10 protein-coding genes are annotated in these 11,907 nt (G+C 62.5%); 8 read left to right on the forward strand and 2 right to left on the reverse strand.

The features are described from left to right. Positions 1–95: 95 nt before the first annotated feature. Positions 96–1,328: a tyrosine-type recombinase/integrase gene (locus OKB81_RS16190; protein WP_270805316.1), complete on the reverse strand. Its 1,233-nt coding sequence runs from the start codon at positions 1,326–1,328 to the stop codon at positions 96–98. Positions 1,329–1,514: 186 nt separating this feature from the next. Between OKB81_RS16190 and mukF the strand changes: the two genes are divergently transcribed. From mukF to OKB81_RS16230, 8 genes are all read left to right on the forward strand, one after another. Further along, complete coding sequence (mukF, locus tag OKB81_RS16195; RefSeq protein WP_039040724.1) at positions 1,515–2,834, forward strand: chromosome partition protein MukF; 1,320 nt, start codon at positions 1,515–1,517, stop codon at positions 2,832–2,834. After that, complete coding sequence (gene mukE / locus OKB81_RS16200; RefSeq protein WP_029314572.1) at positions 2,815–3,552, forward strand: chromosome partition protein MukE; 738 nt, start codon at positions 2,815–2,817, stop codon at positions 3,550–3,552. Before mukF ends, mukE begins: the two co-directional genes overlap by 20 nt. Positions 3,553–3,597: 45 nt before the next feature. Then, the gene (gene mukB, locus OKB81_RS16205) at positions 3,598–8,025 is read left to right on the forward strand and encodes a chromosome partition protein MukB (protein ID WP_160837394.1); all 4,428 of its coding nucleotides are present in this window, start codon (positions 3,598–3,600) and stop codon (positions 8,023–8,025) included. Between the two features lie 150 nt (positions 8,026–8,175). Continuing rightward, positions 8,176–8,562, forward strand: coding sequence for a septal ring lytic transglycosylase RlpA family protein (locus OKB81_RS16210; RefSeq protein ID WP_052816256.1), 387 nt, complete (start codon positions 8,176–8,178; stop codon positions 8,560–8,562). 288 nt (positions 8,563–8,850) lie between these two features. After that, positions 8,851–9,324 (forward strand): cupin domain-containing protein, encoded by a 474-nt coding sequence (locus OKB81_RS16215; protein ID WP_052816254.1) that lies wholly within the window; start codon positions 8,851–8,853, stop codon positions 9,322–9,324. Between the two features lie 16 nt (positions 9,325–9,340). Next, positions 9,341–9,826, forward strand: coding sequence for a GNAT family N-acetyltransferase (locus tag OKB81_RS16220; protein ID WP_049636016.1), 486 nt, complete (start codon positions 9,341–9,343; stop codon positions 9,824–9,826). Between the two features lie 265 nt (positions 9,827–10,091). Beyond that, positions 10,092–10,400: a putative quinol monooxygenase gene (locus OKB81_RS16225; RefSeq protein WP_160837392.1), complete on the forward strand. Its 309-nt coding sequence runs from the start codon at positions 10,092–10,094 to the stop codon at positions 10,398–10,400. A gap of 342 nt (positions 10,401–10,742) precedes the next feature. After that, positions 10,743–11,234: a SixA phosphatase family protein gene (locus OKB81_RS16230; RefSeq protein WP_052816250.1), complete on the forward strand. Its 492-nt coding sequence runs from the start codon at positions 10,743–10,745 to the stop codon at positions 11,232–11,234. A gap of 72 nt (positions 11,235–11,306) precedes the next feature. Here OKB81_RS16230 and OKB81_RS16235 read toward each other — a convergent pair whose 3' ends face one another. Further along, complete coding sequence (locus OKB81_RS16235) at positions 11,307–11,867, reverse strand: hypothetical protein (RefSeq protein WP_080988556.1); 561 nt, start codon at positions 11,865–11,867, stop codon at positions 11,307–11,309. Between the last annotated feature and the right edge of the window lie 40 nt (positions 11,868–11,907).

Here is an 11,907-nt window from a genome sequence, read left to right on the forward strand (position 1 = left end):
GCAAAAGAGAGTAATAGATCAGAACGGCCGATCGCCGTCAAGCACTGAAAATAGCAAAATCAGGTGCGGAATGACGGTTGTAGATAGGGGCTGATTTATCTCGCCCTCTGGATTTGCACCACGTTGTCACCAACCCCTGGCGTCAGCTCTCCAGCACGGGCTCGCTCAATGTGCTCGCTCCACCAGTTCATAAGCTCGACACGTTGAGTCAGATAGTCGCCTCGCTGGTAACTCGCTCTCACCTTGTTGTTGTCGGCATGCGCGAGGGCAGCCTCAATCACGTCAGTAATGAATCCAGCTTGGTGTAGGGTAGTGGACCCGAGGGCGCGGAAGCCGTGCGCCGTCTGGCGGCCTGCAAGCCCTATACGGCGCAGGGCGCAATTGACCGATTGTGAATGCATAGGTTTGCGCGGGTCTCTGCGATTGGGGAACACATATTCCCGGTTGCCGGATAGGGGCTTCATGCCTTCTAAAATCGCCACGGCGGCATCTGTCAGCGGGACGCGGTGATCACGAGCCATCTTCATTCGATCGGCAGGAATGATCCACAGGCGCTTTTCTATGTCAATCTCGTCCCAACGGGTATTCGCTGACTCTGCTGGCCGAATGAGGGTGTGCAAGCTCCACCACATGGCATGGCGGGCGATAACATCCATGCTGCCGCCGTCTATGGTGCTAACCAGCTCGACAATCTCGGCGGGCTCCATGGCTGGCATGTGCTCGACGGTGTGAATTGGCAGATTGGCCGCTTTCGTGATGGCGGAACACGGGTTGAAATCAGCTAAGCCCTCGATCACTGCAAAGTTCATGATCGACTTGATCGACTGCAACAACCGATGGATTGTGTCCCCGCTCTCAATGGTCCGGAGTAATGCCGTTACCTGTGGAGCTCTAATATCCTTTATCGGCATGTCGCGCATGCCCTTGGTCAGAGCGTAGGCATCAAGTCGTCGCGCTGTTTGACGGTGGTAACTCTCGCTCACATTGGGCTCAAGGCTCTCCAGCCACATGGCCGTCACTGCCCCAAACGTGCTCGCAGCCTCGCGCTTATGCGCTTCTGCCGTGGCCTTTCTGTTTGCGAGCGGGCATACTCCTGCCGCTATTAGTGCGCGGGCATCGTCCCGGCGTTTGCGGGCTTCTGCGAGGCTCACCTCTGGATATTTTCCGAGGCTTATGTTTTGCCGCTTCTTGGTGATCGGCTGGTAGTACTTGAATCGCCAGCTCTTGCATGTGGCGGTGACGACGAGGGAAAGCCCCAGAGTGTCGGCGTGAGTGCCTTCTTTGGCGTTGGCAACCTTGGTTGCAGTGAGTGGGGCTTTCGTCTTCATTGTCTCAGCTCGCTGTTGGTACCATCGGATCGGATGGCACCAACAATGGTACCAATTTGGCTGGATGGTACCAGTTCTTATTGTACTGTATTGGACAACTTAAACAGGTTAACTTCAGGAGTGATGCGGCTTTGCTGGCTGTTTTAGTTAGTTATCAAATGATTATGGGGAGGCGATGATAACGTCATGATGAGTACATCCCGTACCCTGCCAGAGACGGTGGGATGGGTCAGACAGGAGGGGTTGGCGCTGAACCTCCCCACCGACAGGCTGGCCTTTCTGATAGCGATCAAGACGCTCTCCGAGGACGAGTCTGATCTCTCGGAGGCCGCGCTGCACGATGCCTTTGGCTATGTCAGCAGTGCCTTCGGCCAGATGGACGAGACCCTCACCGGTCGCGCCAACAACGCCATCAACGATCTCATTCGTCAGCAACTGCTGTCGCGTTTCACCACCGACATGGTGGCGGGGGAGAGCCTCTACCGCCTGTCGCGCCTTGGCATGAGCATCGTCGATTTCTTCATGGATCAGCGCCAGGTGGACTCCATCAAGCTCTCCATCCTGCTCGAGCACCTGGCGGCCGAGCTCGACACCGCCCGCAAGGCGGCGCTCGAGACCAACACCCGGGAGCAGTGGGACGCCGAGGTGCTGCCGCGTCTCTCCTTCTCCCTGGAAGAGACGCTCGGGCGCATCGATCTCACCCAGCGCGCCATGGACGAGCAGCAAAACCAGGTCAAGAGCGAGATCGCGGCCCTGCTGACCCAGAACTGGGTCGATGCCATCCACAGCTGCGAGAAGCTCCTGCACGAGACCGGCCAGACCCTGCGCGAGTTGCAGGACACCCTGGACGCCGCCGGCCACCGCCTGCAGGCGGGGCTGCTCAACATTCAGGAAGCGGCCCAGGGGCGCGATGATCTGTTCCACGTCGAGGAGCTGACCCACGCCCTGCAGGGGCGTCTGGATGTCATCACCGCCTGGGGCCAGCAGTGCATCGAGCTCTGGTCCCGTTATGACAGGCACGTCCACAAGTTCATCCGCAACGCCATCGACATGGACAAGAACCGCGCCTTCAGCCAGCGGCTGCGGGAATCCATCCGCAACTTCGAGCAGCACAGCTGGTTGTTGCGGGTGGCCGAAGAGCCCCGTTTGCTGGAGCTGCGGGATGAAACCATCGCCATCCACGACGAGGAGGTGACCGGCGAGGTGCCCCTCGAGATGGAGTACGTAGAGATGGTGGACATCAACCAGGAGCTGGCGGAGCGCATCGAGCGCTACCTGGCCCGCTATCCGGAGCAGGGAGATCGGCTGGATCTTGCCGACGTGCTGCGGGAATACCTGCTGGACTACCCGGCCCATGCCCACTTCGACGTGGCGCGCCTCCTGATCGATCAGGCCGTGCGTCTCGGCCATGCCAGCGGTGAGCGCGAGCACCACCGCCAACCCGCATGGAAACCCATCAACCAAGCTGGATCCAAGGTTCAGGCCTATGTCATCGATCAATACTGAATTCCCCTTGCCCCTGCGCCTCGCAGAGGCCATCGCCAACCCCTTGTTTCCGCGCATCGACACCGCCCTGCGCTCCGGTCGCCACATCAGTGCCGACGAATTCGAGCAGCACTCTGCCCTGGTGGAGTACCACCAGGAGCTGGAGATCTTCTACGGCCGCTATCAGGTGGAACTCATCAAGGCGCCGGAAGGCTTCTTCTACCTGCGTCCGCGCCCGAGCGCCGACATCGGTACAACAGTGTTATCTGAGCTCGATATGCTGGTGGGCAAGGTGCTCTGCTACCTGTTCCTGAGCCCGGACAGGCTCGCCTCTGAAGGGGTGTTCGCCATGGGAGAGCTGCAAGAAGAGGTGCTGAGTCTGGCGGACGAGAAGCAACTGCTGCGCATGGTCAACAGCCGCTCCGGCGGCACGGATCTGGACAAGAAGAAGCTCCTCGAGAAAATCCGCACCTCCATGCGTCGCCTCAAGCGCCTCGGGATGATCACCCCCCTTGGCAACAGCGACAAATTCCGGGTCAACGAGTCCGTGTTCCGCTTCGCCGCCGATGTGCGCTCCGACGAGGATCCCCGCGCGGTGCAACTGCGGATGATCCAGGAAGGGGAGGCCATTTTCCACGACGACGAGATGCCGAGCAGCGATTCCCTGTTCGAGGATATCGAAGAGGATCTGGACGAAGAGCAGCTGGAGCTGGAGGTGGAAGATGATCTGCAACGTTAATGTGCCGGCACTGATGGTGTCTGCCGGTTTGATGGAGAGTGTGGCGTGAGAGGCAAATTCAAATCCCTGACCATGGTCAACTGGAACGGCTTCTTTGCCCGCACCTTCGATCTCGACCAGCTGGTCACGACCCTGTCCGGCGGTAACGGCGCGGGCAAGTCCACCACCATGGCGGCCTTTATCGCGGCCCTCATTCCCGACCAGTCACTGCTCCATTTCCGTAACACCACGGAGGCGGGCTCCTCCAGCGCGTCCCGCGACAAGGGGCTCTACGGCAAGCTGCAGCGTGGCCACTGCTATTCGCTGCTGGAAGTGATGAACAGCCGCGAGCAGCGGATCTGGGTCGGTGTGCACCTCGAACAGGTGGCCAACCGTGACAACAAGGTCAACATCACTCCGTTCGCCCTGGTGGATGTGCCCGAACACCTGGCGCCCACGGATCTGCTGCTGGAGAAGCTCGACGACGGCAAGGGTCGGGTACGTGCCTTCGCTGATCTGAAGGGGGCGGCAGCGGAGCTCGGCGCCATCAAGGTCGCCAAGTTCAATACGGTGACCGATTATCACAACTTCATGTTCGAGTTCGGCATCACCCCGAAGAAACTGCGGGATCAAAAGGATCGCGGCAAGTTCTATCGCCTGATCGAAGCTTCCCTCTACGGCGGTATCTCGTCTTCCATCAGCCGCTCCTTGCGTGAATACCTGCTGCCGGAGAACTCCGGGGTACGCAAGGCGTTCCAGGACATGGAGGCGGCCATCTACGAGAACCGCCGCACCCTGGAAGCCATCAAGGAGACCCAAGGTCAGCGGGATCTCTTCAAGAACCTGATCACCGAGACCACCCACTATGTGGCCGCGGAGTATGTGCGGGGCGCCGCCGAGAAGAGCCGTCTCTCCGAGCTGGCCCTCAAGGGACGCTCTGAGCTCGCCGGCAAACGCCGTCTGCTGGCCGAGGAGAAGCAGCGCGCCATCTATCTGGCGGACGAGGTGGATCAGCTCACCAACCGCGAGAAGCTCCTGACCGACGAGCTGGAGTCCGCCGCCGAGCACCTGGCCAAGGTGATGGCGGCCGTGGCCCTGCAAAAGAAGATTGCCCTCTATCGCGCCGATCTGGCGGAGCTCAACGACAAGCTCGAGCAGCAGCAGGCGGTGGTGGAAGAGATCCACGGCCAGTTGCTGGAAGTGGAGGAGCGCAAGGAGCTGGCCCAGGCAGAGGTGGACAGCCTCAAGACCCAGCTGGCCGACTACCAGCAGGCGCTCGATATCCAGCAGACCCGCGCCATCCAGTACCGTCAGGCGGTGCAGGCCCTGGAAAACGCCCGCGAGCAGTGCGAACTGCCGGGGCTCGAGCCTGCGCAGGCGAGCGACACCCTGCACCAGTTCCGCGCAGCCGAGCAGAGCCTCACCAGCCGGGTGCTGGGGGCCGAGCAGCAGCTGGCGCTGGCCAAGGCGGCGGTGGCCGAACACGAAGCGGCGCTGACGCTGCTGCTCAGCATCGCACCCGAGACAGTGCGCGAGGCTGCCTGGCCCACCGCGCAGGCGCTGCTCAAGCGCCACATCGAAGACAAGGCCCGCATTGCCCAGGGGCAGGGTCTGCGCGCCGCGCTGGCTCGCCTCGAGAAAGAGAGCGAAAGCCAGAAGACGCTCTTGCGGCTGCGAGACGAGCTGGCCCAGGCGTCTGGTCAGCACATTGCTAGCCAGGACGAGCTGGAGATCTTCCTCGAAGCCCAGCGCACCCGCCAGGAGGAGCTCTCCGAGCAGCAGGCAGAGGCCAATCAGCGCCGCGCCAGCCTCGAGCATCAGGGTACTCAGCTGGGTCGCGATATCGCGGAGCTGACCAAGCTGGCCCCGCGCTGGCTCAAATCCTTTGAAAAACTCGAGCAACTGCGCGAGCAGAGTGGCTTGGCCTTGGCCACCGCCGAAGAACTCTCTTCCGGCATGCAGAGCGTGCTCGACAAGGAGCGGGAGTTCGAGCAGGAGAGCAACCGCATTCAGGGCCAGAAACAGGCGCTGGAGATGCAAATTCGCAACCTGCAGCTGGGTGCCGGCGAGGCGGATCCGCGTCTTGCCCGCATCGCCGAGCAGGTGGGGGGCGTGCTGCTCTCGGACGTCTATGACGACATCTCCATCGATGATGCCCCTTACTACTCCGCGCTCTACGGCCCGGCTCGCAGCGCCCTGGTGGTGCTCGACCTCGAAGGCGCCATCGAGCGGCTGAAAAAGCTGGAAGATTGCCCGGAAGATATCTACCTCATCCAGGGCAACCCCGACTCCTTTGACGAGGATCTGGTGGAAGCTGATGAGCTGGGGGACGCCGTGCTGGTGCGCACCAGCAAACGTCAGGTGCGCTTCTCCCGCTACCCCGAGCTGCCGCTGTTTGGCCGCGCCGCCCGGGAAAAACGGATCGAGCAGCTCGATCTTGAGCGGGAAAACCTCATCGAGGGCTACGCCAAGGCCGCCTTCGAGCAGCAGAAGTACCACCGTCTCTACGGCCACTTCCGCGACTTTATCGGCCAGCATCTGGATATCGCCTTCCGCCCGGACCCCGAAGCCGAGGTGCAGGCCAAGCAGCACGAGCAGCGCAAGCTGCAAGAAACCATCGCCGAGTGCGACAAGCAGCTGAGTGATGCCAAAGCCGCCGCCGCCCAGCTGACCCGCCATATCCAGCTGGTGCAGGGGATGCTGCCCTTTGCCCACCTGTTTGCCGAGGCAGACCTGGCGGCCCGCCTCGAGGCGGCTCACGCCGATGTGGAGGCCCTTAAAACAGCCGAAGCCTTTATCGCCAGGCACGGCAAGGCGCTGGAAAAACTGGAAACCATGGTGCAGGTGCTGCGCCAGGATCCCCAGGATCTGGCGGCCCTGCAGGCGGCCTTTGACGAGGTGAGCGACCTGCTGGCCGAGCAGAAGCGCCGTTGCTACGCCCTCGATCAGCTGGTGGCCCGTTTGCCGCACTTTGCCTATCAGGATGCGCAAGATCTGCTGGGCAAGGCCTCCGAGATGAGCGAGCGACTCAAAGAGAAGCTCAAGGCGGCAGAGCTTGCCGCCCGCACCGCCGGTGAGCAGCACAAGCAGATCACCCAGCGCCACACCGAGGCGCTGCAACTGCGCACGGCGCTCGATTCCAGCGCCTCGGCCAAGGGGCAGACCCTGGCGGAGTTCGAGCAGGAGCTGGCGGCCATGGGGCTGACCCTGTCGGATGACATGGAAGAGAAGGCCCGTGCCCACAAGAAAGAGATTGAAGAGCTGCTTATCCGCACCCGGACCCGCCGCACCAGCGCCGAGGCCCAGTTGCAGGTGTGCAAGCGCGAAATCGAGTCCCTTGGCGGTCGTCTCAAGCTCGAAGGCAAGGATTACTACAGCGCCCGCAAATCCCTGGTGGGTCACAAGGCGAGCTGGTCGCGGGTGGTGCGTCTGGCACGGGAGACCGACGTCGAGAAGCGTCTGAACAAGCGCGAGCTGGCGTACCTCGACAGCGACGAGCTGCGCTCCATGTCGGACAAGGCCCTCGGCGCCCTGCGGGTGGCGGTGGCCCACGACGAGGCCCTGCGCGATGCGCTGCGTCTGTCGGAAGGCAACCGCAGCACCGAGCAGAAGGTCGCCTTCTATGTGCAGGTCTACCGTTACCTGAAAGATCGCATCCGCAACGACATCATCCGCTCGGACGATCCGGTGGAAGCCATCGAGGAGATGGAGATCGAGCTGGCGCGCCTCGCCGACGAGCTCAAGCAGCGGGAAACCCATCTGTCCCTCTCCTCCCACGAGGTGGCGGCCAAGATCACCAACATCATCCGCCGGGAGCAGAACCGCATCCGGGTATTGAACCAGGGCCTGCAGAACATCGCCTTCGGTCTGGTGCGCGGGGTGCGTCTCAACGTCAATATCCGCGAGGCCCACACTCGCCTCCTGACCGCACTCGCCGATCAGAGCGCCATGCACAACGATCTTTTCGCCGACAAGGAGCTCAGCTTCTCCGAGGCCATGGCCAAGCTCTTCCAGCGTCTCAACCCGCAGGTGGAGCAGGGGGAGCGCAACTATCAGGTGATGGGGGACGTGCTGCTCGACTATCGCAACTACCTGGAGCTGGAGATCGAGGTGCAGCGCGGTGCTGACGGCTGGCTGCGGGCCGAGAGCGGCGCCCTCTCCACCGGCGAGGCGATCGGCACCGGTCAGGCCATCCTCTTGATGGTGCTCATCAGCTGGGAGGAGGAGTCCCGCCGTCTGCGCGGCAAGGACATCGCTCCCTGCCGCCTGTTGTTCCTGGACGAAGCGGCACGGCTTGATGGCAAATCCATCGCCACCCTGTTCGAGCTGTGCGAGCGGCAGGACATGCAGCTCCTCATCGCGGCGCCGGAGAACATCAGCCCCGAGAAGGGCACCACCTACAAGCTCATCCGCAAGGTGCAGGGCAAGCACGAGCATGTGCATGTAGTGGGGCTGCGCGGCTTTGGCTTCGCCGACGACAAGCTCATCGCCTGACATCTTCCCCTGACAGGGGCTGACGGAGCGATACGCAAAACGGGAGGCTTGGGCCTCCCGTTTTCCATGGGAAATGTGAGAGAGTAGGCCCCTGTTAACGGAAGCCTGACTGGCGATGCTGGTCGCTCTGTCCCATCGAGGAAGCAACGCATGACGACGCGACAAAAAGGGCTGCTGGCCTCTCTGTGCCTGCTGCTGGCCGCCTGCAGCAGCCACCCTGATGCAGGCAGTGCGGGCAACTGGCGAGGCTATACCCAGACGGGGCTTGCCTCCTATTACGCCGATCGCTACCACAACAAGCGCACCGCCAGCGGGGAGCCTTACCAGCGCCACGCCAACACCGCCGCCCACATGACACTGCCCTTTGGCGCCCTGGTGAGGGTCACCAACCTCGCCAACGACAAGAGCGTGGTGGTGCGGGTCAACGACAGGGGCAATTTCCCCCGCGGGCGCATCATCGATCTCTCCAGGGCGGCGTTCAGCGCCATCGGCAATCCCCGATCCGGGCTTATCAAGGTCAGGATTGAGGTGCTCTAGTCACCGGGTCTGCATGTGCCGGTGCCCCTCCATACCCGGGCCGCTGGAAGAGGGCATTTCCCGGTGATCGCGGGCCATCTTCTTCATTCCATTGGTGAGGTCGCCAACGCGACTTCCCATTTTCCGGTGTGCCATTAAGATAGCCAAACGAAAAACAGGGTGTCTTTGCCATCTGGCGGCAACCGGGCATGGCATGGTGTGTGAGACACCCTTTCAACCCCCTGCCCATGTTTCGCCGCTAAGGCGCAGGCTATAAAGAGAGACGTCATTCACTGGGAGGATCAGAACATGGCTGACAAGCGTGCCATTCAGGCAACGGCCATCCCCGAGCACAAGGCAAAGTCCCTCTATCCGGAGCCCTTTGCCTCCCTGGTCAAGCACCGCACCCGGCGCAGGCTGGGGGATCATTTCGGCCTTGCCAATTTCGGGGTCAACCTGACGACCCTGGCACCGGGGGCCATCTCGGCGCTCAAGCACCATCACGGCCTGCAGGACGAGTTCGTCTATGTGCTCTCGGGCAATCCCACCCTGCGCCACGGGGAGGAGGAGTACCGGATGTCGCCGGGGGAGTGCATCGGCTTCAAGGGGGGCAGCGGCCTGGCCCACCAGTTGCTCAACCACGGTGAGGTGGACGCCGTCTATCTCGAGGTGGGGGACAGGCTGCCAGGGGACACCGTCGACTATCCCGACGACGATCTGGCCCTGGTACAGGGTGCCGATGGCGCCTGGTCAGCCAGACACAAGGATGGCACCCCCTACTAGGGTGCCTCTTCGGGCAATGAGAGAGACCTCCATGGTGTTCAGCCCCTTTTCTGCTGTCAGGGCAGAGGATTTTCTGCCGCTGCTCAACGACGAGACGCTGCGAAAGCACCTGATCCCTCACCCGCTTTTCGATGTGGCCGGGGTGCGCGACTGGATGGCGTACAAGCTGGGAGTCGACGCCCGGCCAGGTTGCCGCGTGCGCGCCATCTTCCTCGACGGCACCCTGGCGGGGTGGTGCGGTATCCAGCCCGATGACGAGGGGGTGGAGCTTGCCATCGTGCTCGCCAAGGCCGGCTGGGGAAGCGGCGTGGCGATTTTCAACGAGATGATGGGGTGGGCGAGGGAGCTTGGCCATCGGACGATACTCTTTCACTTGCTGGATACCCGCCCGCCTTATCTGTCCCTCGCCAGACGGGCCATCTGGGTGAGGAAAACGCGCCTGGGCGAACACCCTTTCACCACCTATTGCCTTGACGTTGAGCGCTGGTCTGCAGGCCCTTAGCCTGGACCAGGGGGCCGCAAGCCGTGCCGCCTCCTGGCGGGTCCCGTTGCCACCCTTTGCGCCATGATCCCTCCCGCTCGTTTGTTCCTCCGTGCACGGCGTGGTTATCCACCCCGTTGAACACAGTGTTCATTCTGCCCCCCTATATGGCCCCCACCGTCCTGCCTACACTGGGCAACGTCTGATGGGGGAGCATCCGGCAGTATAAATCGCTGTCCAGGTTGCACTCTCTGGCGTGTTGACAATGTACAACGGAGAAAACTGGATGAAAAAAGAGACAGACAAACTGGTATCGATCGCAGTGCTCAAGGCCCGTGACGGCATGGGAGAGCGCCTTCGCGATGCCCTGCTTACCTTGATTGACCCCACTCGCCAGGAGCCGGGCAACCTCGATTACATGCTGTTCGAGTTGAAGGATGAACCCGGCACCTTCTACATGCGGGAAGCCTTCGTGAGTCAGGCCGCCCTGGATGCCCACTGTGAGACCGCGTATTTCCAGGCTTTCGCTCGCCAGGCGGACGAACTGCTGGCCGAACCCCTTCGGCTTGTCTTCATGGAAGAAGTGAGCCCCTGATCCTTGCCGCAGAGCCCGATGGTCCCCTCATCGGGCTTTTTGCCTTCAGCCTCGCTCCCGGCAATCGCATCTACCTGCTCGGCTGTGTGGCCATGGCCCTGAACCCCATCCTGATCAAGCGCTGCTACCGGGGGAGTCCTTCCTCCACCTGACCGGCTGGACCCTCATCTGCGCCACTGTGCTGCTCACCGGCATGCTGACCGGGGAGACAGTACACTGGGAACAGGTAGGCTGGGGGGTAGAAGGTGTGCTGCTGACCATGGTGCTCCTGCCCCTTCATGCTGGCAAACGGGGGGCTGTCTGAGGGGCCGCCTGTGGCCCTGATCAACCAGGGAGTGCGTCATGAGAAGAACCCTGATCCTGGTACGCCATGGCAAGTCGAGCTGGGAAGACGCGTCTTTGTCTGACCGCGCTCGTCCGCTGGCTGCGCGCGGGCTGCGCGATGCGCCCCTGATGGGGGCTCGTCTGGCGCACCTTGGGGTGAAGCCCGATCTCATCCTCTCGAGCCCCGCCTGCCGGGCCCTGACGACCGCCCGGCTGCTTGCCGGGGAGCTGGGTTATTCCCCGGACCGCATCGTCATCGACGAGGGCCTCTACGAGAGCGATGCCGGGACCCTTCTCGGGGTGGTGGGGGCGCTTTCAGATGATCTCGCCTGCGTACTGCTGGTGGGTCATGATCCTGCCTTCACCGACCTGGCTCATGGCTTTTCCTCCGGTATCACTCGCATGCCGACCTGTGCCGTCGCCCGCTTCATCTTCGACGCCCCCTCCTGGTCGGCGCTCCCGTCCTGCTCGCCGGTGGTGGCCGTGCTGGACTTCCCGAAGAAGAGGTAGGGGGGCGTCGGTTGCAGGCATGCAGAAACGACAAGGGGAGCCGCGGCTCCCCTTGTCGTGATGGTGACGGGGTCATTTGGCCGCGATGGGCCCCTTGGTGCCCGCATCGTTGTCGACCCAGCCATCTTCTCCCTTGAGGCGGCGATCCCCCTGGATGGTGTAGATGACCATGCCCTCCTTGAACACCAGGGCGCCGTCGGATTTCCTGGTACTGACCTGCTTGTCGTTGACCCACACCTGATCCTTGTCATCGATGCGGATGTTCGCGACCGTGGCGCCCGTCTCGGGGAAGGTGGCGACCCCGTTGCCGGCGTAGGGGCTGGCGCTGGCCGCTGCGGGGGCGGCGCCAAATCCGGCGGCGGCGTTCTCGGCCTTGCTCTTGTTGATGTCACAGCCGCTGAGCTCGCTCACCTGGGTACAGCCTGAGCGCTCCAGCTTCTGCTCATAGCTCATGTTCAATCCGCCGTCGGCGGCCGGGGCGGCGGTGCCAAATCCTGCCTTGGCGTTTTCCGCCTTGCTCTTGTGAATATCGCAGCCCTGGGCTTCGGTCACCTGGGTGCAGCCGGAGCGTTCCAGCTGTTCGGCGTATTTGTGGTTGTTGACATCCTCCCCCACCTTAGCGCTTCGCGTCACAGGAGGGGGATCCCCATTACTGGGTGATAGCTGCTCGCGC

Source organism: Aeromonas sp. QDB56 (assembly GCF_027705505.1).
In the GTDB taxonomy this organism is placed as follows: domain Bacteria; phylum Pseudomonadota; class Gammaproteobacteria; order Enterobacterales; family Aeromonadaceae; genus Aeromonas; species Aeromonas caviae.

Excerpts from the sequence above, each read along its gene's own strand:
- mukF (WP_039040724.1), top strand. The coding sequence starts at position 1,515 with ATGATGAGTACATCCCGTACCCTGCCAGAGACGGTGGGATGGGTCAGA.
- OKB81_RS16230 (WP_052816250.1), top strand. The coding sequence starts at position 10,743 with ATGAGAAGAACCCTGATCCTGGTACGCCATGGCAAGTCGAGCTGGGAA.
- mukE (WP_029314572.1), top strand. The coding sequence starts at position 2,815 with ATGTCATCGATCAATACTGAATTCCCCTTGCCCCTGCGCCTCGCAGAG.
- OKB81_RS16190 (WP_270805316.1), bottom strand. The coding sequence starts at position 1,328 with ATGAAGACGAAAGCCCCACTCACTGCAACCAAGGTTGCCAACGCCAAA.
- OKB81_RS16225 (WP_160837392.1), top strand. The coding sequence starts at position 10,092 with ATGAAAAAAGAGACAGACAAACTGGTATCGATCGCAGTGCTCAAGGCC.
- OKB81_RS16220 (WP_049636016.1), top strand. The coding sequence starts at position 9,341 with ATGAGAGAGACCTCCATGGTGTTCAGCCCCTTTTCTGCTGTCAGGGCA.
- OKB81_RS16215 (WP_052816254.1), top strand. The coding sequence starts at position 8,851 with ATGGCTGACAAGCGTGCCATTCAGGCAACGGCCATCCCCGAGCACAAG.
- OKB81_RS16210 (WP_052816256.1), top strand. The coding sequence starts at position 8,176 with ATGACGACGCGACAAAAAGGGCTGCTGGCCTCTCTGTGCCTGCTGCTG.